Origin of the sequence: Enterobacter cloacae complex sp. 402C9 (assembly GCF_050030745.1) — a bacterium.
Classification (GTDB): domain Bacteria; phylum Pseudomonadota; class Gammaproteobacteria; order Enterobacterales; family Enterobacteriaceae; genus Enterobacter; species Enterobacter intestinihominis.
Genome location: NZ_JBLGUW010000001.1, coordinates 4469489 through 4493634, shown reverse-complemented (window position 1 = coordinate 4493634; position 24146 = coordinate 4469489). Strand labels below are relative to the sequence as shown.

Annotated in this window: 16 protein-coding genes and 1 pseudogene; 10 read left to right on the top strand and 7 right to left on the bottom strand. The window is 56.2% G+C overall.

All coding sequences use genetic code 11. The features are described 5' to 3' along the window. The first annotated feature begins 5 nt into the window (after nt 1–5). From bcsZ to ACQG1K_RS21405, 5 genes are all read left to right on the top strand, one after another. Entirely contained in the window at nt 6–1112 is a 1107-nt protein-coding gene (bcsZ, locus tag ACQG1K_RS21425; protein ID WP_045622444.1) for a cellulose synthase complex periplasmic endoglucanase BcsZ, read from the top strand. After that, nucleotides 1094–4576, top strand: a complete 3483-nt coding sequence (gene bcsC / locus ACQG1K_RS21420) for a cellulose synthase complex outer membrane protein BcsC (protein ID WP_367076330.1) — start codon at nt 1094–1096, stop codon at nt 4574–4576. Before bcsZ ends, bcsC begins: the two co-directional genes overlap by 19 nt. A 120-nt stretch (nt 4577–4696) precedes the next feature. Continuing rightward, nucleotides 4697–6703 (top strand): biofilm formation regulator HmsP, encoded by a 2007-nt coding sequence (gene hmsP, locus ACQG1K_RS21415; protein WP_367076328.1) that lies wholly within the window; start codon nt 4697–4699, stop codon nt 6701–6703. Nucleotides 6704–6862: 159 nt separating this feature from the next. After that, nucleotides 6863–8149 (top strand): C4-dicarboxylate transporter DctC, encoded by a 1287-nt coding sequence (gene dctA / locus ACQG1K_RS21410; protein WP_022649724.1) that lies wholly within the window; start codon nt 6863–6865, stop codon nt 8147–8149. A gap of 221 nt (nt 8150–8370) precedes the next feature. Next, a complete protein-coding gene (locus ACQG1K_RS21405; protein WP_367076326.1) occupies nt 8371–9861 on the top strand; it encodes a M16 family metallopeptidase in 1491 nt (496 codons plus the stop codon). 500 nt (nt 9862–10361) lie between these two features. On the opposite strand, the gene ACQG1K_RS21400 is transcribed toward ACQG1K_RS21405, so the two are convergent. Beyond that, nucleotides 10362–11291 (bottom strand): sugar kinase, encoded by a 930-nt coding sequence (locus ACQG1K_RS21400; protein WP_022649722.1) that lies wholly within the window; start codon nt 11289–11291, stop codon nt 10362–10364. A 230-nt stretch (nt 11292–11521) separates the two neighbouring features. On the opposite strand from ACQG1K_RS21400, the gene pdeH reads away from it, so the two are divergent. Then, complete coding sequence (pdeH, locus tag ACQG1K_RS21395) at nt 11522–12295, top strand: cyclic-guanylate-specific phosphodiesterase (protein ID WP_015571521.1); 774 nt, start codon at nt 11522–11524, stop codon at nt 12293–12295. Nucleotides 12296–12360: 65 nt separating this feature from the next. After that, complete coding sequence (locus tag ACQG1K_RS21390; RefSeq protein ID WP_367076323.1) at nt 12361–14403, top strand: AsmA family protein; 2043 nt, start codon at nt 12361–12363, stop codon at nt 14401–14403. Between the two features lie 93 nt (nt 14404–14496). Here ACQG1K_RS21390 and ACQG1K_RS21385 read toward each other — a convergent pair whose 3' ends face one another. The 3 genes and pseudogenes from ACQG1K_RS21385 to ACQG1K_RS21375 all read right to left on the bottom strand — a co-directional run bounded on the left by ACQG1K_RS21385 (nt 14497) and on the right by ACQG1K_RS21375 (nt 18055). Continuing rightward, entirely contained in the window at nt 14497–15819 is a 1323-nt protein-coding gene (locus ACQG1K_RS21385; protein ID WP_022649720.1) for an MFS transporter, read from the bottom strand. Between the two features lie 260 nt (nt 15820–16079). Then, nucleotides 16080–17105 (bottom strand): annotated as a pseudogene (gene yhjD / locus ACQG1K_RS21380) (inner membrane protein YhjD). A gap of 50 nt (nt 17106–17155) precedes the next feature. Beyond that, nucleotides 17156–18055: a LysR family transcriptional regulator gene (locus ACQG1K_RS21375; protein WP_032621978.1), complete on the bottom strand. Its 900-nt coding sequence runs from the start codon at nt 18053–18055 to the stop codon at nt 17156–17158. Between the two features lie 119 nt (nt 18056–18174). Between ACQG1K_RS21375 and ACQG1K_RS21370 the strand changes: the two genes are divergently transcribed. Both ACQG1K_RS21370 and ACQG1K_RS21365 read left to right on the top strand, forming a co-directional pair. Continuing rightward, complete coding sequence (locus tag ACQG1K_RS21370) at nt 18175–18933, top strand: SDR family NAD(P)-dependent oxidoreductase (protein ID WP_367076321.1); 759 nt, start codon at nt 18175–18177, stop codon at nt 18931–18933. A gap of 174 nt (nt 18934–19107) precedes the next feature. Further along, on the top strand, nt 19108–19710 hold the full coding sequence (locus ACQG1K_RS21365; protein ID WP_022649715.1) for a response regulator transcription factor: 603 nt from the start codon (nt 19108–19110) through the stop codon (nt 19708–19710). Here ACQG1K_RS21365 and ACQG1K_RS21360 read toward each other — a convergent pair. After that, nucleotides 19689–20027, bottom strand: coding sequence for a lysozyme (locus tag ACQG1K_RS21360; protein ID WP_022649714.1), 339 nt, complete (start codon nt 20025–20027; stop codon nt 19689–19691). The genes ACQG1K_RS21365 and ACQG1K_RS21360 overlap by 22 nt on opposite strands. Nucleotides 20028–20098: 71 nt before the next feature. Then, the gene (locus ACQG1K_RS21355) at nt 20099–20638 is read right to left on the bottom strand and encodes a GNAT family N-acetyltransferase (protein ID WP_022649713.1); all 540 of its coding nucleotides are present in this window, start codon (nt 20636–20638) and stop codon (nt 20099–20101) included. 146 nt (nt 20639–20784) lie between these two features. Between ACQG1K_RS21355 and ACQG1K_RS21350 the strand changes: the two genes are divergently transcribed. Continuing rightward, nucleotides 20785–22371: an STY4199 family HEPN domain-containing protein gene (locus ACQG1K_RS21350; protein ID WP_032626868.1), complete on the top strand. Its 1587-nt coding sequence runs from the start codon at nt 20785–20787 to the stop codon at nt 22369–22371. A 47-nt stretch (nt 22372–22418) separates the two neighbouring features. Here ACQG1K_RS21350 and ACQG1K_RS21345 read toward each other — a convergent pair whose 3' ends face one another. After that, nucleotides 22419–24068 carry an alpha,alpha-trehalase gene (locus ACQG1K_RS21345; RefSeq protein WP_063152548.1) on the bottom strand — a complete coding sequence of 550 codons (1650 nt, stop codon included), beginning with the start codon at nt 24066–24068 and terminating at the stop codon, nt 22419–22421. Nucleotides 24069–24146: the final 78 nt, after the last annotated feature.

Here is a 24146-nt window from a genome sequence, read left to right as displayed (position 1 = left end):
CCGTGATGAAAATCTTTCGCGGGTGTGTAGTCGCAGCGTTGATGCTGGCGGCGGCGAATCTTCACGCCGCCTGTCGCTGGCCTGCCTGGGAGACGTTCAAACAGGATTATATGAGCGAAAGTGGGCGCGTCATTGATCCCAGTGACGCGCGCAAAATCACCACCTCCGAAGGGCAAAGCTATGGACTGTTCTTTGCCCTGGCAGCAAACGATCGCAAGACGTTCGATCTGCTGCTGACATGGACGCGCGATAACCTTGCCGAGGGGGATTTAGCCCAACATCTCCCGGCGTGGCTATGGGGAAAAAAGGACGACAACACCTGGGCGGTTATCGACCCTAACTCCGCGTCCGATGCCGATATCTGGATTGCCTGGTCGCTGCTGGAAGCCGGGCGGCTGTGGAAAAATCCCGATTACACGCGCACGGGTAAGGCGCTGTTGACGCGCATTGCCAGTGAGGAAGTGGTGAAGGTGCCGGGGCTGGGTTCTATGCTGCTGCCGGGTAAAGTCGGTTTTGCCGAAGAGAGTGTCTGGCGCTTCAACCCCAGCTACCTGCCGCCGCAGCTTGCGAGCTATTTCACCCGTTTCGGCGCACCGTGGACAACGCTCCGTGAAACCAACCTGCGTCTGCTGCTGGAGACCGCGCCAAAAGGATTTTCCCCGAACTGGGTGAAATACCAGAAAAAGGGCGGCTGGCAGTTGAAGCAGGATACGACCCTGATCGGCAGTTACGATGCGATTCGCGTCTATCTGTGGGTAGGGATGATGAACGATAACGATCCGCAAAAAGCCCGGCTACTGGCGCGTTTCAAGCCCATGGCGACCACCACAATCAAACAAGGCTTACCGCCGGAAAAAGTGGACGTAGCGACCGGGAAACGTACCGGAGATGGTCCGGTAGGGTTTTCTGCCTCCCTGCTTCCATTTTTACAAGAACGGGACGCGCAGGCGGTGCAACGCCAGCGTGTCGCCGATCGTTTTCCCGATAACAATGCTTATTACAGCTACGTTCTGACCCTCTTTGGACAAGGGTGGGATCAGCATCGTTTTCGTTTCACCGCGCAAGGTGAATTACTACCGGATTGGGGCCAGGAATGCGCACGTTCACACTAAATCTACTCGCCTTATCGCTTGGCCTGGCGCTCATGCCCCTGGCCCAGGCCGCCAACTCCCCGCAGCAGAGACAGCTGCTGGAACAGGTTCGTCTGGGGGAATCCACCCAGCGTGAGGATTTGGTGCGCCAGTCGCTCTATCGCCTTGAGCTGATCGACCCCAACAACCCGGACGTGATTGCGGCTCGCTTCCGCTACCTGTTACGACAGGGGGATACGGCGGGCGCGCAAAAAGAGCTGGATCGCCTGAAAGGAATGGCACCCGATTCCAGTGCGTATCAGTCCTCCCGTACGACCATGCTGCTCTCCACGCCGGATGGTCGCCAGGCCCTCCAGCAGGCTCGCCTGCTCGCCACCACCGGGCACACGCAGGAAGCTATTGCCGCGTATGACAAACTGTTTGACGGTAATCCGCCCAGCGGCGACATCGCGACGGAGTACTGGAACGTGGTGGCGAAAGAGCCTTCCCGCCGCAATCTGGCCATTAATCAGCTGAAGAAAATCAACGCCAGCAGTCCGGGCAACGCCCCGCTACAGGCTTCGCTGGCGCAGCTTCTGTTCCAGAGTGGACGGCGTGATGAAGGGTTTGCGGTTTTACAGGAGATGGCCAAATCGAACAATGGCCGCAGTCAGGCGTCGGACATGTGGTACCAGCAGATCAAAGATCAGCCGGCCAGTAGCGCCAGCGTTACCGCGCTGCAACAATACCTGAGCGTGTTCAGCGATGGCGATAACGTGACGGCGGCGCGCGCCCAGCTTGAAGCGCAGCAAAAACAGCTCGCCGATCCGGCGTTTCGCGCCAAAGCCGAAGGGTTAGCCGCAGTGGATGCCGGGCAGGGCAGTAAAGCGGTAACGGAGTTGCAGAAAGCAGTCAGCGCCAACCACGCCGACAGTGAAGCCGTAGGCGCGCTGGGGCAGGCCTATTCGCAGAAAGGCGATCGCGCCCGCGCGGTTGCGCAGTTTGAAAAGGCGATCGCCCTCGATCCGCAGAGCGACAACCGGGGCAAATGGGACAGCCTGCTGAAGGTTAACCGATACTGGCTGCTGATCCAGCAGGGTGATAACGCCCTGAAAGCCAACAAGACAGCCCAGGCGGAACGCTATTATCAGCAGGCGCGCAACATTGACAATACGGACAGCTACGCGGTCCTGGGGCTGGGTGACGCGGCGGCGGCGCGGAAAGATAACGACGCGGCTGAACGCTATTATCGCCAGGCATTGCGGATGGACAGCGGCAACAGCAACGCGGTACGCGGTCTTGCCAATATTTATCGCGCGCAGTCTCCGGAGAAGGCGACGCAGTTTATTCAGTCGCTCTCTGCCAGCCAGCGCCGCAGCATTGATGATATTGAACGTAGCCTGACGAACGAGCAGCTCTCGGCTCAGGCTGAACAGCTGGAAAGCCAGGGAAACTATGCGCAGGCCGCAGAAATTCAGCGCCGACGCCTTGCGCTTTCCCCGGGCGACGTGTGGATCACCTACCGACTGTCACGCGATCTGTATAGCGCGGGTCAGCGCAGCCAGGCAGATAACCTGATGCGCCAGCTGGCAAGCCAGAAACCGGGCGATCCGGATCAGGTTTACGCCAGCGGGCTGTACCTGTCCGGTAACGATCTGGACCGGGCCGCGCTGGCGCATCTGAACACGCTGCCGCGCGACAAGTGGAACGGCAACATCCAGGCGCTGGCGGACCGCCTGCAAAGTAACCAGGTGCTGGAAACCGCCAACCGCCTGCGCGACGGTGGAAAAGAGCAGGAGGCGGAAGCGCTGCTTCGCCAGCAGCCCCCGTCCACCCGTATTGACTTAACGCTGGCGGACTGGGCTGAACAGCGTGGCGATCATGAGGCCGCGAAAACCGCCTACAACACCGTCCTGCAACGGGAACCGCAGAACGAAGACGCAATTCTCGGCCTGACCGAAGTCAATCTTGCTCAGGGCAACAGGGACGCCGCTCGCGCTGAGCTGGCGAAACTGCCCGCGGCACAAAACGGCGAACCGCTCTCCCTCAATATGCAGCGCCGGATCGCCATGGCGCAGGCCGGTCTGGGTGATCCTGCCGCGGCAGAAAAGACCTTCAACGCCATTGTTCCTCAGGCAAAATCGCAGCCGCCTTCTATGGAAAGCGCGCTGGTGATGCGTGATGCCGCCCGTTTCCAGGCGCAAAACGGCCAGCCTCAGCAGGCGCTGGAAACCTGGAAAGATGCGATGGTCTCATCGGGCATCACGACGACCCGTCCGACCGATAACGACAGCTTTACGCGTCTTACGCGTAACGATGAGAAAGATGACTGGCTGAAGCGCGGCGTGCGCAGCGATGCAGGCGATCTTTATCGTCAGCAGGATCTGAACGTCACGCTGCAACACGACTACTGGGGATCCAGCGGCACGGGGGGCTATTCCGACCTGAAAGCGCACACCACTATGCTCCAGGTGGATGCGCCGCTATCGGATGGCCGCATGTTCTTCCGTAGCGATCTGGTCAATATGAACGCCGGTTCCTTTGATACGGACAATGGAACCTACGATCCAACGTGGGGTACCTGCGCCGAAACGCCATGTCACGGCAGCACGAACCAGTCGGCCAACGGCGCCAGCGTGGCCGTCGGCTGGCAGAACAAAACCTGGGCGTGGGACATCGGTACAACGCCGATGGGCTTCGACGTGGTCGATGTGGTGGGCAGCCTGAGCTACAGCAACGACTTGGGGCCGATTGGCTACACCCTGAACGCCCATCGTCGTCCGATTTCCAGCTCTGTGCTGGCCTTCGCCGGGCAAAAAGATCCCAATACCGACACCACCTGGGGCGGCGTGCGTGCTACCGGTGGCGGCGTGAGCATGAGCTACGACAAAGGCGAAGCTAACGGGATCTGGTCAAGCCTGAGTGCCGACAGCCTCACCGGGAAGAATGTCGAAGATAACTGGCGGGTCCGCTGGATGACCGGCTATTACTACAAGCTTATCAATCAGAACAACGAGCGTCTGACGGTCGGTGTGTCCAACATGCTCTGGCATTACGATAAGGATTTAAGTGGCTATTCGCTGGGCCAGGGCGGTTACTACAGTCCCCAGGAGTATGTGTCGTTCGCCTTACCGGTGAACTGGCGTAAACGCACAGAGAACTGGTCATGGGAACTGGGCGGTTCCGTCTCATGGTCCCATTCAAAAACAAAGGATGTGATGCGTTATCCGTTGCAGGGGCTGATCCCGGACAATGAGCCAGGCCGTTATACCGATAAAGGTGTGATGGGAACCGGAAGTAGCTCGTCAGGGACGGGTTATACCGCAAGGGCGATTGTTGAACGCCGTGTGACGTCCAACTGGTTTGTCGGTCTGGGCGTCGATATTCAGGAAGCGAAAGACTATACCCCGAGCCATGCGCTGCTCTATGTTCGGTATTCTGCCGCAGGCTGGCAGGGTGATATGGACTTACCGCCGGAACCGCTGGTGCCTTATGCAGACTGGTGATCGGATTTTTGCTTAATCTAATTGTAAGTCTCTCTTAAAAGTGCAGCTATCGGGTATACTCGGGCGCACCAGGTTTACGCCCTGGTGCGCCCTGCGCTTCGAGTTTTGTGGAGAGTCATTTTGCGTGTCAGCCGTTCCTTAACGATCAAACAGATGGCGATGGTGTCTGCCGTCACAATGCTGTTTGTCTTCATCTTCTGCGTCATTTTGCTGTTTCATTCCGTACAGCAGAATCGCTATAACACGGCTTCGCAACTGGAAAGTATTGCCCGCTCGGTGCGGGAACCCCTGTCGGCCTCGATCCTGAAAGGGGATATCCCCGAGGCGGAATCCATCCTGAAGCGCATTCAGCCCGCCGGTATCGTGAGCCGCGCCGACGTCGTGCTGCCGAACCAGTTCCAGGCGCTGCGGATGAGCTTTATCCCGGAGCGTCCCGTCCCGATGATGGTGATGCGCCTGTTTGAACTGCCGGTGCAGATTTCCCTGCCTCTCTATTCCCTGGAAAGACCGGCTAACCCGCAGCCGCTGGCCTATCTGGTACTACAGGCGGACTCGTACCGCATGTATAAATTCGTCATGAGTTGGGTTGCTACGTTAGTGACTACTTACTTACTTTTGACCTTAATGTTGAGCGTGGCGCTGACGTGGTGCATCAACCGGTTAATTGTGCATCCGTTGCGCCGCATAGCCCGGGAGCTGAATGACCTCTCTCCGCAGGAGCACATGGGGCATCAGCTTCCCTTGCCGCGTCTGCATCACGACGATGAAATCGGCATGCTGGTCCGCAGTTACAATATCAACCAGCAGCGTGTCCTGCGTCAGCAGGAAGAGGTCAGTAATAACACCACCCGTTTCCCGGTTTCCGACCTGCCAAACAAAGCGTTTTTAATGGCCCTGCTGGAGCAGACCGTCGCTCGCCAGCAGACCACCGCGCTGATGGTGATTGCCTGCGAGACCTTGCAGGACACGACGGGCGTGCTGAAAGAGAGCCAGCGCGAGATGCTATTACTGACGCTGGTGGAAAAAATCAAATCTGTGCTGGCGCCGCGCATGGTACTTACCCAGGTCAGCGGCTATGACCTGGTGGTGATTGCGCACGGTGTAAAAGAGCCGTGGCACGCTATTACGTTAGGTCAGCAAGTACTCACTGTCATAAATGAGCGGCTACCCATTCAGGGTATCCAGCTACGCCCAAGTGCCAGCATTGGTATCGCAATGTACTACGGTGGTCTGACCGCCGAGCAGTTATACCGTCGGGCTTTCTCAGCAGCGTTTACCGCGCGCCGAAAAGGCAAAAACCAGATCCAGTTCTTTGATCCGGAGCAAATGGAAAAAGCCCAGCAGCGCCTGACGGAAGAGAGCGACATTCTGACGGCGATGGACAATCGCCAGTTTGCGCTCTGGCTACAGCCGCAGGTGGATTTGCGCACGGGTGAAGTGACCAGCGCCGAAGCGTTGCTGCGCATGCAGCAGCCGGACGGCACGTGGGAGCTGCCTGAGGGGATGATCGAACGTATCGAGTCCTGCGGCCTGATGGTCACCGTCGGATACTGGGTGCTGGAAGAGTCGTGCCGCCAGCTTGCGGCCTGGCAACAACGGGGCATCACGCTGCCGCTGTCGGTGAATCTTTCTGCGCTACAGCTGATGCACCCGACTATGGTGCCGGATATGCTCGAGTTGATCCATCGCTACCGCATCCAGCCCCACACGTTGATCCTGGAAGTCACCGAGAGCCGTTGTATTGACAATCCTGACGACGCTGTCGCCATTCTGAAACCGCTGCGTAATGCCGGGATCCGCATTGCGCTTGACGATTTTGGTATGGGGTATTCCGGCCTGCGTCAGCTCCAGCACATGAAAACCCTGCCGGTGGACGTCCTGAAAATCGACAAAACCTTTGTGAAAGGGCTGCCGGAGGATTGCAGCCTGGTGCAGGCCATTATCCAGATGGCGCACAGCCTGAACCTGCACGTGACTGCCGAAGGTATTGAGGCCGAAGCCCAGCGCGAGTGGCTGGCTGCGGCGGGTGTGGAGAGCGGTCAGGGCTTCCTGTTTGGCCGCGCCGTGCCGACGGATACCTTTGAGCGACGCTATCTCGCCGACGATGGCAATAACGCAAAAGTGTAATTTTGTTGCTGGCTTGTGCGAGCCAGCTCAAAGTTCTTAACATTTGTGTTTCAAATTTGAACCCCGTTTATTTCTGTCCTGTTATGTGGGTGTTATTTTAAAGCCGCAGGTTAACCATAACCTTACAAAGCCTGTAGTTATTCTTTCCAGGGACACCCTATGAAAACCTCACTCTTCAAAAGTCTTTACTTCCAGGTCCTGACAGCCATCGCCATCGGTATTCTGCTCGGTCACTACTACCCGGAGCTGGGCGCGCAAATGAAACCGCTTGGCGACGCGTTCGTTAAACTCATCAAAATGATCATCGCGCCGGTCATCTTCTGTACCGTGGTGACCGGTATCGCTGGCATGGAAAGCATGAAGGCGGTCGGGCGTACGGGGGCGGTTGCCCTGCTGTACTTCGAGATTGTCAGTACCATCGCGCTGATTATCGGCCTGATTATTGTCAACGTGGTACAACCTGGCGCGGGCATGAACGTTGACCCGGCCACGCTGGATGCGAAAGCGGTGGCGGTTTACGCTGAACAGGCGAAAGATCAGGGGATTGTTGCCTTCCTGCTGGACGTGATCCCGAGCAGCGTGATTGGCGCGTTCGCCAGCGGAAATATCCTCCAGGTACTGCTGTTTGCCGTGCTGTTTGGCTTTGCCCTGCACCGTCTTGGCAGCAAAGGTCAGCTGATTTTTAACGTCATTGAAAGCTTCTCGCAGGTTATCTTCGGCATCATCAACATGATTATGCGTCTGGCCCCGATTGGTGCCTTTGGCGCGATGGCCTTCACCATCGGGAAATACGGCGTCGGCACGCTGGTACAGCTTGGCCAGCTGATTATCTGCTTCTATATCACCTGTATTCTGTTTGTGGTGGTGGTGCTCGGCTCCATCGCTCGTGCGACCGGCTTCAGCATCTTCAAATTTATCCGTTACATTCGTGAAGAGCTGCTGATTGTCCTCGGCACATCCTCTTCTGAGTCTGCGCTGCCGCGTATGCTCGATAAAATGGAAAAGCTGGGCTGCCGTAAGTCAGTGGTGGGGCTGGTTATTCCTACGGGCTACTCCTTTAACCTGGACGGCACCTCGATTTACCTGACGATGGCGGCGGTCTTTATTGCTCAGGCCACCAACAGCCACATGGATATCTTCCATCAGATTACGCTGCTGGTCGTCCTCCTGCTCTCCTCGAAAGGGGCGGCGGGCGTAACGGGTAGCGGATTTATCGTGCTGGCGGCCACTATCTCAGCGGTTGGCCATCTGCCGGTGGCGGGTTTGGCCCTGATCCTCGGTATCGACCGCTTTATGTCTGAAGCCCGCGCGTTAACCAACCTGATTGGTAATGGTGTAGCGACGGTTGTGGTGGCGAAGTGGGTAAAAGAGCTGGATCACAAGAAACTTAACGATACGCTGAATAATCGCACATCTGAGGACAAAACCCCCGGTTTATCCTCTTAATCCCTCATAAATGCCCGTATTCCCTTGTGGGGATGCGGGCACCTGCGCATAATAACCGCTCATACCTGTCATATTTCGACAAAATTTTTTTGGGTATATTTCGCTTCCGCCCGTGACGTTTAGCCGAACACGCTGTCTAATCGGAAGGTTTTCATCGTCATCTTTGAGTGCTCACGTCGCGAGACACTCTCTTTAACCAGGAATGTTGATCAGGGGTTCACATGCAGGGCACAAAAATTCGACTCTTAACCGGCGGTTTGCTGATGATGGCAGCAGCCAGTTATGTGCAGGCAGATGCGCTCCAGCCAGACCCGGCCTGGCAACAGGGAACACTGGCGAACGGATTCCAGTGGCAGGTGTTATCCACTCCGCAACGTCCGAGCGATCGCATTGAAATTCGTCTGGCTGTGAATACCGGCTCCCTCACTGAAAGCACCCAGCAGACCGGCTTAAGCCATTTTATTCCTCGACTGGCGCTCACCCAGAGCGGCAGTTTTCAGGCGGTTCAGGTGCGTTCTTTATGGCAACAGGCCATCGATCCTAAACGTCCGCTGCCCCCGGCTGTGGTCTCCTATGACTACACCATGTTTAATCTGAGCCTGCCCAACAACCGTAACGATCTGCTTAAAGAAGCGCTTACCTATCTATCCGATGCCACCGGCAAACTGGCGATTACGCCTGAGACCGTAAACTATGCGTTGAGCAACAGCGACATGGTGGCGACCTGGCCGACGGATACCAAAGAAGGCTGGTGGCGCTACCGCCTGAAAGGGTCCACGCTGCTTGGACACGACCCGGCAGAACCGCTGAAACAGCCGGTGGATCCAGAGCAGGTGAAATCTTTCTACCAGCAGTGGTACACCCCGGATGCCATGACCCTCATTGTAGTGGGCAACGTGGACAGCCGTGCGGTGATAGAGCAGATCAACAAAGCCTTTGGCGATCTAAAAGGGAAGCGTGAAACGCCCGCCCCTGTTCCTACTTTGTCCCCGCTGCGTCCTGAGACGGTCAGTATCATGACGGATACCGTGCGTCAGGATCGTCTTTCGATGATGTGGGATACCGCCTGGCAGCCGATCCGCGAGTCCTCGGCGCTGTTGCGTTACTGGCGTGCGGACCTGGCGCGTGAAGCGCTGTTCTGGCATGTTCAGCAGACGCTCAGCAAGAACAACGTGAAAGACATTGGTCTGGGCTTTGACTGCCGCGTGCTGTTCCAGCGCGCCCAGTGCGCCATTAACGTCGAATCGCCGGGTGATAAGCTGAATGCCAATCTCGGTGTGGTGGCGAAAGAGCTGGCTAAAGTGCGTAAAGAGGGCCTGTATGAAGAGGAATTTAACGCCCTGGTGGCGCAGAAATCCCTCGAATTGCAGAAACTGTTTGCCACCTATGCCCGCGCCGATACCGATATCTTAATCAGCCAGCGCATTCGCTCCTTACAGAATCAGGTCGTGGATATCGCGCCGGAGCAGTATCAGAAATTGCGTCAGGATTTCCTGAACGGTCTGACCGTGGAGATGCTGAATCAGGATCTGCGGCAGCAGCTGTCTCAGGATATGGCGTTGATTCTGTTGCAGCCGAAAGGTGAGCCGGAATATGACATGAAAGAGTTAAAGGCCACCTGGAACGCCATCATGGCGACGCCGTCGCAGCCAGTACAGGCGGCGGCCGATGATTTGCACCAGGATGCGAGCGATATTCCGCAGGGCCAGTAAGGCCCTGCGTTCCCTCTCCCTGTGGGCTGAGGGATCCCCAGTAATTTTTTTATGCAGAAGCAATAAAGTTGCTTTCTAAATGACTGAGGGCTGTCAGCGATGCCCTGGTCCGGCTGTAAATCGCTGAGGCGTTTGCCTTCCGGCCGGGGCGAGGCGCAGGGATGCGCCGAGAGGGCGGCTTTACAGGGACGTTGCCTCCGCCCGTACCCGATAAGCCGGAAGGAATAAGCCGAGGGCACCGCGAAGCGGCGATTTTCCGCCGGGAGCCCGGGTCGCCAGGGTGGTGGCGACTGAGCCACCCTGGCACGTTCACCGGTCATGTCGTTACAGAGTAGCAAGGAACATAAAGTGAACGGAATGACCACCACCGCCGTATGTTCCCCTCACCCTAACCCTCTCCCCGGAGAGGCGAGGGGATTGCTCAGTGCTCGCATTAATTTGTGGGGAACCCTCAGCCCTGTGGGAGAGGGTTAGGGTGAGGGCATCAGCCCGCCCATTCCTTAAGCAGGCATCGCCTCGCGCGGAATAATCGCTCCGCGATACTGAATCACCGTGCTGGCCGTCAAGTGTCCGCGCTGCGCTGCCGCTTCTGGCGTACCTCCCGTCAAACGTACCGCCAGATACCCCGCGCTGAAAGAATCGCCCGCCGCAGTGGTATCGATCACTTTCTCTTTCGCCAGCTTCACCGCCGGCACCTCTGTCACGGCTTCACCCGCCACCGCCACCAGGCAAGACTCCGCCCCGCGCTTAATCACCACTTCGCTGACCCCAGCGGCCTGCGTCCGAGCGATGACCTCATCAACCGGCTTTTCACCCCACAGGGCATCTTCATCGTCCAGCGTCAGGAAGGCGATATCGGTGCATTCCAGCATCTGCTGATACACCTGCTGCGTCTCTTCGCGGCTGGCCCAGAGGCGCGGACGGTAGTTGTTATCGAAAATCACCTTACCGCCGTTGGCACGGCATTCGCGCAGCAGTGACAGCAGCTTTTCACGGCTCTGCTGGCTCAGGATCGCCAGGCTGATCCCGCTCAGGTAGAGGTAATCGAAGGTGGCCAGCTCTTCGCAAATCGCAGCGGCGGCATCGCTTTCCAGCCAGAATTTGGCAGCCGCTTCATTACGCCAGTAATAGAAGGTGCGCTCGCCGGTACTGTCGGTTTCGATGTAGTACAAACCCGGCAGACGGTTTTCCATTCGCTGGATCAGCGAAGTTTCAACGTTTTCACCCTGCCAGGCCTCCAGCATCTGCTGGCTGAAGCTGTCCGTTCCCAGCGCGGTAACGTAGCTCACGCTCAGCGCGTCGGGGGCGACCTGACGGGCAATGTAAACGGAGGTGTTCAATGTATCGCCGCCAAAACCGCGGCTGACTTCCGCGCCTTTCTGGGACAGCTCAATCATGCATTCGCCAATCACGGCAATTTTCTTAGACATAGTCGTGAACCTGAACAGAGTAATTAAGGGTAGTGTGCGCTGTGTGTTTTTTACGGTCAACCATATTAAAACGACGTTCCATTATTTTTTTTGAGCCAGCGCGTGTTCCGGCATATTTCTGTCATCTTAATTTCATTTTCCCGCTGAATTGAACATAAAGTTCTCACCTGGCGGGCCGATAACTCAGTGACGAGTCCAGAAAGGCTATCCCATACAACAGGACATCCGAAATGAAGTCAGAGCAGGTTATCCAGCGGCTGAGCACTACGCCTGAGGCAAGTATTGAGAACTTGCAGGAGCATCGCTACTGGCTGCAATGTGAGCGAGCGTATACCTATCAGCCTATCTACCGTACTGACGGTCGGTTAATGGCAATTGAGGTGTTAACGGTCGTCACTCATCCATCGAACCCTTCGCAGCGTATCGCGCCGGACCGCTATTTTGCGGAGGTTGCCGTGCGTCAGCGCATTGACGTGCTGGAAGAGCAGTTGAGAATGCTGGCGACGAAGCAGGCGTTCTTCGAGCAGCACGGTATTCTGGCTTCGGTGAACGTGGATGGCCCAACCCTGATGGCGTTACGTCAGAATGCGACGCTGCAGGCGCTGATTGCCACCTTGCCGTGGATGCGCTTCGAGCTGGTGGAACATGTTCAGCTGCCGCAGGACTCCTCATTTGCCTCGATGTGTGAGTTTGGCCCGCTGTGGCTGGATGATTTCGGTACCGGTATGGCCAACTTCTCCGCCCTGAGCGAAGTGCGTTATGACTACATCAAAGTGGCCCGCGATCTGTTTATCATGCTGCGCCAGACACCGGAAGGACGGAACCTGTTTACGATGCTCCTGCAACTGATGAACCGCTATTGCCAGGGCGTCATTGTGGAAGGCGTAGAGACGCTGGAAGAGTGGCGCGACGTGCAAAATTCTCCGGCAGCGGCGGCACAGGGTTATTTCCTCTCTCGTCCTGTCCCCATGGATACCCTGGAAAAGGTGATAACCACCCTCTGATCTGCCCGCTTCCCTTTGTCTGAACTATAGTTTTAAAGGCAAGTTCATCAGGAAAGGGGACAACAATGACAAAAACAACCAGGGTGATTTCCTGGACAGCAGGGATTTTCTTGTTGCTGATCGTGGTCTTAATCATCATTATCGCCACGTTTGACTGGAACCGCCTCAAACCGACCATCAACCAGAAAGTCTCGACCGAGCTAAACCGCCCCTTCGCAATACGTGGCGATTTGGGGGTCGTGTGGGAGCGTCAGAAAGAGGAAACCGGCTGGCGAAGCTGGGTGCCCTGGCCGCACGTTCACGCTGACGACATCATTCTTGGCAACCCGCCGGACATCCCCGAAGTGACCATGATCCACCTGCCGCGCGTGGAAGCCACGCTGGCGCCGTTAGCCCTGTTAACCAAAACGGTGTATCTGCCGTGGATCAAACTTCAGCAGCCCGACGCGCGGCTGATTCGCCTGTCGGAGAAAACCAATAACTGGACGTTCGATCTCGCCAGCAGCGGCGATAAAGATCCGAATGCGCAGCCCTCTTCATGGTCCTTCCGCCTCGACAATATTCTGTTCGATCGGGGGCGGATCGCCATTGACGATAAAGTAAGTAAGGCTGACGTGGAGATCCTCGTCGATCCGCTGGGCAAGCCGCTGCCGTTTAGCGAAGTGACGGGCAGCAAAGCCAAAGGCGATGACAGCAAAGCTGGCGATTACGTCTTCGGCCTGACAGCGAAAGGGCGCTACAACGGCCAGCCGCTGACCGGTAAAGGCAAAATCGGCGGCATGCTGGCGCTCAGGAGTGAGGGCACGCCGTTCCCGGTGCAGGCGGACTTCCGCTCGGGCAATACCCGCGTGGCGTTCGTGGGCACGGTTAACGACCCGATGAACATGGGCGGCGTCGACCTCCAGCTTAAGTTTGCCGGGGATTCGCTGGGTGAACTGTACGATCTCACCGGCGTGCTGCTGCCGGATACCCCGCCGTTTGAAACGGACGGGCGGCTGGTCGCAAAAATCGACGCTGAAAAATCGTCCGTCTTTGACTACCGGGGGTTCAACGGCCGCATCGGCGATAGCGATATACAGGGCACGCTGACCTACACCACCGGAAAACCGCGCCCGAAACTGGAGGGGGACGTTGAATCCCGCCAGCTGCGTCTGGCCGATCTTGGTCCGCTGATTGGCGTAGATTCGGGTAAAGGCACGAAGTCAAAAGAGGTCAAAAAGGACGCTCAGCCTGCGGGTAAAGTGCTGCCCTATGACCGCTTCGAAACCGACAAGTGGGACGTAATGGATGCGGACGTGCGCTTCAAAGGACGTAAAATTGAGCATGGCAGCACGCTGCCGTTGAGCAACCTCTCGACCCATATCATCCTGAAAAACGCCGATCTGCGCCTGCAACCGCTGAAGTTTGGCATGGCCGGGGGAACCATTTCCTCGAATATCCACCTGGAGAGGGATAAAAAGCCGATGCAGGGAAGGGCGGAGATCCAGGCGCGTCGTCTGAAGCTGAAAGAGCTGATGCCGGACGTGGAGTTGATGCAGAAAACCCTCGGTGAGATGAACGGCGATGCGGACATTCGCGGCACGGGTAACTCTGTGGCCGCGCTGTTAGGCAGCGGAAACGGCAACCTGAAGCTGCTAATGAACGACGGGCTGGTGAGCCGTAACCTGATGGAGATCCTGGGGCTGAACGTCGGTAACTTCATCGTCGGACAAATCTTCGGAGACGATGAAGTGCGCGTGAACTGCGCGGCGGCAAACGTGGACCTGGTCAACGGTGTGGCGCGTCCGCAGATTTTCGCATTCGACACGGAAAACGCGGTTATCAACATCACCGGTACCGCCAGCATGGCGTCCGAGCAGCTGGATTTAACCATCGATCCGGAAAGTAAAGGCATTCGCATCATCACCCTGCGCTCGCCGCTCTACGTTCGCGGGACCTTCAAAGATCCGCAGGCGGGCGTGAAGGCCGGGCCGCTGATTGCGCGCGGTGCGGTTGCCGCCGCCCTCGCCACGCTGGTCACCCCTGCGGCGGCGCTGCTGGCGTTGATTTCGCCGTCAGAAGGCGAAGCGAATCAGTGTCGGACGATTTTGTCGCAGATGAAGAAGTAAGGTGTGGCCTGTTCTTGCCGGGTGACGCTGCGCTTACCCGGCCTACATGTGAATCGTAGGCCGGGTAAGGCGTAGCCGCCACCCGGCATTCGCTTACAGAGTCTGATGCTTAGTTTCGTGCGTCAGCAGCAGCGCAATCAGCGTCAACGCTGCCATGGCCGCCAGATAGACACCCACATAGAACAGACCATAGTTCGCCTGAAGCCACGTGGCGATATACGGGGCCACCGAGGCGCCCAGAATAGACGAAACGTTATAGGAGAACGACGCGCCGGTATAACGCACTTCAGTCGGGAACAGCTCCGGCAGTAGCGCGCCCATTGGGCCAAAGGTCAGCCCCATCAGGCTCAGACCAATCAGCAGATACGCCATCACCAGCGCAGGGCTACCTGAACCCAGCAGCGGCGGGAAGACAAACAGTGCGAACAGGATGATCAGCGAGGTGATGACGATCATGCTTGAACGACGGCCAAATTTATCCGCCAGCAGGCCCGCGATGGGCACCATCACGCCAAATCCAATAACCGCCATCATCAGCATCCACAGCACTTCGTTACGCGGCAGGCCCAGTCCGACCGGTACGGCGGCGGTACTGTAGGTCATGGAGTACACGGTCATGATATAGAACAGCGTGTAGGTCGCCAGCATGATGAACGTACCCAGCACGGTCACGCGGAGGTGTTTGGTCAGCAGCGTCCCCAGCGGAACTTTAACCTGCTTTTTCGCCGCGGCGACTTTAGCGAAGACCGGCGTCTCGTGCAGCGACACGCGCACGTACAGGCCAATCAGCACCAGCACGGCAGAGAAGACGAACGGAATACGCCAGCCCCAGCTCATGAACTGTTCATCGGTCAGCAGCCAGGAGAGGAGCAGGAAGGTGCCGTTCGCGAAGAAGAAGCCAATCGGCGCGCCGAGCTGTGGGAAAGAGCCATACAGGGCACGCTTACGCGCCGGGGCGTTCTCGGTCGCCAGCAGCGCCGCGCCGCCCCATTCCCCGCCCAGCCCCAGGCCCTGACCAAAGCGCGCCAGCGCCAGCAGCACAGGCGCCAGAATGCCGATAGTTTCATAGGTCGGCAGCAGGCCGATGGCGACGGTGGAGATCCCCATCGTCAGCAGCGAGGCAACCAGCGTCACTTTACGACCGACGCGATCGCCAAAGTGGCCAAAGACCGCTGAACCTATAGGACGCGCAACGAAGGCGATAGCAAAGGTAGCTAAAGACTGTAGCGTGGCTGCCGTCGGGTCGCCCTGCGGGAAGAAAATATGCGGAAAGACAATGACCGCAGCGGTGGCGTAAATATAAAAGTCGAAGAACTCAATGGCGGTGCCAATCAGCGATGCGACGACGACTTTATTGCGGGAGTTGACCGGAACGTGTTCCGCCCCTTCGTTAAGAGTGGTGGCTGTTGCTTGCATAATATTTTCTTATTTTTGGACGAACGAAGGGCCATATTAGGCACAGCAAAAGCGACATTTCAATCTGTAACAAAGGCGTGACATGGTCATAAAAGCAACAAAAAGCGGATAATTTTCAGGCCAGCGAAAACACTTCCATGAAATGCTTCACACATTTTAAATATCAGTCATTAAAACTGGTTTTGAGTTAAATAAAAGTTACGGTCTGGATTTATATGCTGAAATGATGAATCGGGCTGAAATATCAGCCCGACAGGACATCAGTGGTGGGTTTTTCCCGGCATGCGCGGGTCGTCTTTATACTCTGCGGTGGCGATCCACGCGGCACAGAACAGCGTCAGGCGTGCGAAGAAATAGAAGAAGGCCATCAGCCCCAGCACCGAACCAAAGGCCGCGCCGGAGGGGGACTTCACCAGCGATGGCAGCGTATAGGTCATCACAATTTTGATCACCTCAAAGCCAATGGCGGCAATCAACGTCCCACGGATCAGCGCCTTCTTGCGCGGCCGATGGCGGGGCAAACGCCAGAAGATCCAGAAGAACAGCAGGTAGTTAGCAAAGATGGAGATAGCAAGCCCTATACCGCGCCAGGCCGGTTTCAGCCATTCAATGTAGTCCAGATACAGCGCGGAGATAATCATCTGCTGCGCAGAACCGGCGACCGAGGTGATAGAGAGCGTGATGACCAGCGCCACCAGCAGACCAATCAGCGAGATAAAGTCGCGCAAATACTTCACCCATATCTTCTCCTGATCCTGCGGCGTACGCTCCCAGACGTCACGCGACTGGGCGCGAATGGCTTCACGCAGGTTGCCCATCCAGTTAACCCCGGAATAGAGCGCAATCAGCAACCCGACGATACCCACGGTGGTACGCTGCTGCACGGCGGTATTGATGGTGCTTTTGAGCGTCGTGGCGAGCGTCTGGTCGCTGACGTTGGTCAGGATCTTATTGAAGATGTCCTGCAACAGCGTCGGGTGAGACGCCAGAACAAAACCGGCGGCAGCAAACGACACCATCAGGATGGGGATCATCGACAGGAAAGAGAAGTAGGTGATCGCCGCGCCAAACTGATTTCCCATGCGGTCGTTAAAGCGCTCAGCGGCGCGGATCAGGTGAGCAATCGCGGGTATCTACTGAATTTTTTCGGCTATGCCGGTCACGGTGCCCAGCGCTTTGCTGGTCGTTCCAGGCTCCTTCGGCGCTTCAGGCTCGTTATCCATCTTTTTGATGGGTTCATAATCTAAATGTTGAGTCGGTCGTTGCGGGTTATTTTCCGGCGTCACGCGCATTTTCCTTTTCGTTGAGCTGGATGTTACTGAATTATAGCTTGCGACTAGTCCACGTAACTTTTTGTGAGTTCGGTAAGCCACTCCATAAACACATGCACCCGACGGGAGAGGTTACGGCGGTGGGGATAAATGAGGGAGACGGGCATTGGTTCAGCCCGATATTGCGGCAGGATCTCAACGAGTTTTTTCGTGCGCAGGGCATCACGCACCCCGACGCGCGGGACCTGAATAATGCCAAGCCCGGCGATACAGGCGGCCTGGTAGGTTTCCGTGCTGTTAACCGTCAAAACGCCTCCCGTTTTTATCCACTGGGTCGCGCTGCCGTTGAAATACTCAAAACCCAGAGGACGGGTGCCCAGCGTGGCGGAGTAATGAATGAGGGCGTGTGAGCCCAAATCATCCAGCGTCTCAGGGTAGCCGAATCGCGTGAGATAATCCGGGCTGGCGCAGTTAATCACTGAAAGCTTCCCAAGCGGGCGGGCGATAAGCCCGGAGTCCTTCAAGTTTCCCACGCGAACCACGCAGTCAAATCCTTCGCGGATGACATCGACCAGACGATCGCTGCTGCTTAGCTCAAGCTCAATGCCGGGAAACTGTTGTAAAAATGCAGGCAGTTTCGGAATGACGACATTTCGTGCAATGGCAACGGGCATATCCACACGTAGCCGACCGCTGATGGTGGAAGGGTCGTGCAGAAACATGCCGTCCAGTTCGTCCAGATTCATCAGCAGATCTTTTGCGCGTTCGTAATAAACCATGCCGTCCTGCGTCAGGCTGACGCGGCGGGTAGTGCGGTGCAGCAGTTGAGTGCCAAGCGCGTTCTCCAGCGCCTGGATCTGCCGCGAGACACTCCCCTTCGGCAGGCTTAACGTCTCCGCCGCGCGGGTAAAACTCTCCAGTTCCGCGACGCGAAGGAAAAGCTGCATTGCGTATATTTTATCCATAGATATGGGTCATTGTTGTTTGAAATGAAACAGTGAAGCGTTGTCGGCACTATTTATTGATTTTCTACCATCTAATAAGCTCATTCTCAATCTTCATCGCAGTCGAAACGAGGTGAATTATGCGTGAACGTATTGCATTAGTGACGGGCGGTAGCCGCGGCCTGGGTAAAAATGCGGTTTTGAAGCTTGCTGCGGAAGGGACAGATATCATCCTGACCTGGAACAGCAGTCAGCAGGAGGCGCAGGAAGTTGTACGCGAAATTGAGGGAAAAGGTAGAAAAGCGGCAGCATTGCAGCTTAACGTCGGCGATACGGCAAGTTTTGCGCGCTTCGCTCAACAGGTGAAGGAAACCCTTACACACGTCTGGCAACGTGACACCTTTGACTATTTAGTGAACAACGCAGGTACAGGGTTATTCGCACCCTATACCGAGACGACAGAAGCGCAGTTTGATGATGCGGTGAATATTCACTTCAAAGGTCCGTTTTTCCTCACACAACAGCTGCTGCCGCTCATAAAAGACGGAGGACGGATCCTGAATGTCTCAAGCGGACTGGCCCGTTTTACTCAGCCAGGTTCAGGGACTTACGCGGCAATGAAAGGGGCGATGGAAGTGCTGACCCGCTATCAGGCAAAAGAGCTTGGCGTGCGCGGAATTTCCGTCAATATCATCGCGCCTGGCGCGATTGAAACCGACTTTGGAGGCGGACGCGTAAGGGATAATGCGGAGCTTAACCAGCTGCTGGCCTCGCAGACGGCGCTGGGACGGGTGGGCCTGCCCGATGATATCGGTGACGCCATTGCGGCGTTGCTCAGTGACAAACTGGGCTGGATGAATGCGCAACGTATTGAAGTTTCAGGCGGTATGTTCCTGTAATGTTCAGACTTAAGGGGGAGGGAACCCTCTTAAGGAAATCCTTAAAGCAAGTGTGTCTAAATGATGAAAGATATAAAGAGAGCTGGGTGAATTGTAACCTCTCCATTCATTGAGTTTTTTCTTAAAAAATGCCTCTGTAGAATCCCCCTTCGCTATTCTCAGAGGAGTAATACGATGCGAGTAATCATGTTTGACAGGCAGTCATTATTTATTCATGGAGCGAAGTGCAGTTTGCAGAAATTAATTCCGGAAATAGATTTGACAGGAACTCGTCAGACTGATGAATTATGGGCACACTTATCCGCGTCACCTTCCGCTATCGTCATGATAGATGGGTATTTAATTCATGATAACGGTGTGGCTTTACCGGAAGAGATTATGAATCGTTTTCCAACAGCGCGCGTGGTGCTGGTGTTAACGAAAAAAGAGCCTCGCTGGGTTGAGCAAATGCTACAGCGCAACGTGGTGGCAATAATCCCTCGTAATGCGAATCCCGAACGCTTTTCCGCCGTGCTGGATTCTGTATCGCGAGGGATGGTCTGTTTTCCCGGCGAGTGGATGAACCAGCACTCCTCTCATGATGAGCTGTCATTGTTAAGTGAGCGCCAGCGTGAGGTATTGAAATTACTGGCGGCCGGAGAGTCAAATAAAGAGATAGGTCGTAATCTCAATATCAGTGCGGCAACGGTAAAAGCCCATCTTGAGACGCTTTTCCGTCGTCTTGATGTCAAAAACCGGACGCAGGCCGCGATGTACTATACCCGGGCGACGGCCTGAAGGATCTTCTCTGGCAGAGGGGAATCTTCCCCAAAACTGAAGAGCGTTAATACCAGTGCATCATGCTGCTGTTGGGTTAATGGGCGTTTGTTCATTTCCCGCAGCAGCGACTCACATAAATGAATATCATTGAAAAGCAAATTCTCCGCCTCAGTCGGCGTGATGAGGCCGTTAAATTTTTCCCACTGGCGAATCACGTGACCGTAACCTATAACCCATATTCCCTTTTCGTCACGGTATTTCTCCAGGGAAAGACCCTGCTGTTTTTTAATTAATGCGATTGCAGCAGAAGATATCTGCATTGCATAACCCGTCATAAGCGTTTCCTCTTTATGGCGGAACTATAAAGGGAAAACAGCCCGGGGAATATCCGCCAAATGGCCGTTGATCAGGTTTTACTGAACGGATATTCCTTTTTCAGTAAACCGAATAGCCAGTCGTTATGCCATTGCCCTGAAAGGAAATAACTCTCGCGCAACTCACCTTCCAGCTGAAAACCTGTTTTTTCCAGCAGTCGCCTTGAGGCGATATTTCCCGCCGTCACGGTCGCGGTGAGCCGACGGATATTGCCCTGGGTCAGCGCGAAATCACACACCGCCCGCAGAGATTCAAAGCCGTAACCTTTCCCCTGCGCAGAGGGCGCAAAGAGAAAACCGACTTCGGCACAATCTGCTTCCCGGTGCACATAGCCGGTTACGCCCAGCGGCGTCTGGCTGGCCGTCTCACGCACCACAAGGCAGAGCCAGTGCGAGCTGCCCGGTGCCCACGGCAACAGACGAGACACAAAGGCCTCCCGAATGTCAGCCTCGCTACGCTCATGGGCGACAAAACGCATCACGTCAGGATTTTGCTGTAGCGACAGAAAAAAGGGCCAGTCTTGCTCTTGCAGCGGCAAGCAGGTGAGACGCGCGGTGGTTAAGGCGGGCATGACGATCCTCCGGAGACATTGCAAATGATTATAGGGTTGTCACTTTATTTCAACAGAAAGTCAGGTATGTTTAACCTCCTATAAATAAAAAGAAAAACGACTTTTAATGCCGCTTTGGCGGTACTCATTGTCTCTCAAGGAAAACAATGATGATTAGCTCATCGCATCATACCCGCGAACAGTTTGAACACTGTCTGGCGGCGATCCGCCAGGCGTCTGTTGAAATCTTACTTCTGTTGAATGTACATGTTTCTGAAGGAAAAGATCCACGCTGGTTTCTGGAACAACTGGATAGCGCCCGCCTGGGGCTGGGCGGGTGGGGTGCCGTAGCCAGAAAGCTGAACCTGAATGATGCGGAAATGACGGCCTTTACGCTGCAATTACGCTTGCTTCAGCAGCGCGTTCCCCAGTATGAAAGCGGGCAGGATGTCAGCGAAAACCAGCTGATTGCGGCGATGCGCTTCGTCACATCCCTTGAATATCTGCGTCTGCAACAGCCCCTTCTGACCTACGATACCGGGAGGGTGCCAGACAAGGCGAGCCAGCTCCAGGCGCAGAAACAGGTGCGTGCCATTGAGCTGATGATAAAAGGATTGATACAGCAGGCATGGCCCGATCCGGTGCGGCTGAATAATCATCTTAAGACCTTGTTTAATGCTGAACGTGTGCGTCGCTGGCTGAAAAACGGTGAAATTAATGATGTTCTGAGCGGCATGTTATTTAGTGAGCTGGCCCAGCTGCTGGTGGATAAGAAAGAATTTAGCCGCTACTACGCGTCGCTGTTTAACGCCCCGGACATGCTGACGCTGCTGGTAGAACCCCGCAAAACCCTGCAAACCTTCCTCGAAGATATCCGTCAAATCCGCAACAGCATCACCGTGCAGCAGCCGTTGAGCGGGGCGCAAATCCAGCTGCTCGACAGCTATTACACGCAGATCACCCGCTCCGTTCAGCGCGCGTTTGAGGAAGGGCGGACACGCGTTAACCCGGCGGCGCTGATGGCGGTGGATGAAAGCGAGCTGCATGCATTCTGGGAAAAGGCGCAAAAAATAGACCGCACAACAGGCGGCGATCTGTTTGAAGTGCGTGACAGCATAGAGAAACCGACTCAGCGCGCCGCGCGTACGCCAGAGCAGCGCGAACAGCTGATTTCCGGCGTGCTGTGGGGAGCGGTTGGCGTGATGGTTATCGCGATTGTCGTGGGAGGAGCCTGGCTGGTAACCAGCAGTAAACCGCAGCCGACTGTGGCCAGCACGGCATCTCCCGCGCCGGTGCAGGAGATGCGCGAAACGCCTTCCTCGCGAGAAACGCTGACGCGCATGGGTGTAACCTGGGATGAAAACAACTTCCGTTCAGCGATTAGCCGCAACGATACCCGCGTGGCGCTCCTGTTCTTGCAGGGTGGCATGGACTGGAAAATGTCATGGACGGAGGAGGCATTGTCGGCAGGCTACGATGACGTGCTGGAAGTGATGTTGCGCTACCGCCTGCAAATGACAGAGCAAAAGCCCTGCCGACGCTTTATTAATACGCTTAGCCATGCGATGGCGAACGGCGAATCGCTGACGTCTATGCGTAAGCAGTACCTGAAAGCATTCTGTACCGTCCCGGCGGTAGTGAAACGTCAGCAGCACGACGCCGATATGGCAACGCGCCGCGCGAAGACGCAGCCCGATGCCAGTACAAAAAAATGGCAGTCCATCCAGACTGCCATTTATGAGGTGATTCGTTAACTTTTCCCTCTCCCCTCAGGGGAGAGGGTTAGGGTGAGGGGCAAGGCTCAAGGTTCACCATATAACCCAATCAACCGCCGCACCACCCCATTCGTCCAGCCGAAGCCATCCTGCAACGGATACTCCCCCCCGCCACCTTCGCGTGGCGTGCTGCTGGCGATGTGGTACTTCTCAATCAGCTTATGATGGGTTTTGTAGTAATGGTTTACCGTGTGCAGCCAGCTCCAGGCGATCTCATCCCCCAGCGAGTCGTTGCCGTACTGCTTGAACCCCTGGATCGCCATCCATTGTAGCGGTGCCCAGCCGTTCGGCTTATCCCACTGCTCACCTGTTTCATATTCGGTGGCGAGAATACCGCCCGGCGTGAGCAGACGGGCTTTAACGGCATCGGACAGCCGTTCAGCCTGCTCATGCGTCGCCATGCCCACATACAGCGGCACAATGCTGGCCGCAGAGAACAGCGCCAGGGCTTCACGGCGCCAGTCGTAATCACGATAACAGCCGTTCTCTTCGTCCCACAGATAGCGGTTCACCGCCGCGCGCCGGTCGCTGGCTTTCTGGCGAAATAGTTCAGCCGTCTCTTTATCCCCTTTCGACGCTGAGATATTGGCGATAGCGCTCTCCAGTTTGAACAGGAATGCGTTCAAATCGATGGGGATAAATTGCGTCGTGCGGATACTGGCCAGCCGCGCAGGATCGCGCAGCCAGCGGGACGAGTAATCCCATCCTGAGGCTGCCCCGGCGCGCAGGTCGCGATACACCTCGTTCGGCGGGCGACCGGAATGACGGGCGGTTTCAACGTCCTCAATCCAGGATTCATCCCGTGGCGTATCACGATCGTCCCAGTAGCGGTTGAGCAATGAGCCATCCGGCATGCGCACCGCACTGCGATAGGCCTGGTTGAGCAGCAGCGAGTCCGCCCCGTCCATCCAGAAGGCGTACTCCATCTTGAGATGCTCAAGATAGCGCTTCGCCCCGCGCACGCCGTCCTCTTCAAACAGCTCCACCATCAGGGCAAAAACCGGCGGCTGGGAGCGGCTGAGGTAGTAGGTGCGGTTGCCGTTCGGGATATGTCCGTAGCGCTCAATCAGCCAGGCGAAGTTATCGGCCATGCATTTCAGCAGATCGTTACGACCGCTTTCTGCCAGCCCCAGCATGGAGAAATAAGAATCCCAGTAGTAGGTCTCGCTGAATCGCCCGCCGGGCACAATATAGGCCTGCGGCAGCGCCAGCAGCGACGACCACGGGATGTGATCCTGCGGCTCGCGCGTCAGCACCGGCCACAGGTTATCAATGTGTTCTTTCAGGGAGAAGCCGGGATCAGAGACATACTCTTTACTGTAGTCCTCCGGCAGCCAGAAGTGATTCTCCACAAAGCGCGCCAGGTCAAAATCCCGATGACGACGCACTTTACGGTAGCGGATCAGGATATCCAGCGGGTCCATTTTCGGCGCGCAGTCTGGGAAAGTTTTGCTGTCCGCAAACAGCCGTGTCGACTGCACATGTTCGAACAGTTCAAGATAACGATCGGCAGGCGTCAGGGCATCGGAGGCAGGTAGCCCCTCGATCATTTCGGGTTCCGGCTCCGCCTCAATCATTTCATCCAGTTTCAACTCGCAGGGATCGGTCTCGTAGCGCAGCTCTTCTGCAATCTCGAACTCGATGTTCTCGGTAGCCTGTAGTTTCTGGTTGAACATGGTGATAAGGACCTCCGGTTGTGTGTTCTAAAAGACAGGTTTTTCCGGGCGTCTTATAAGCGTAGACATTCGCTTCGG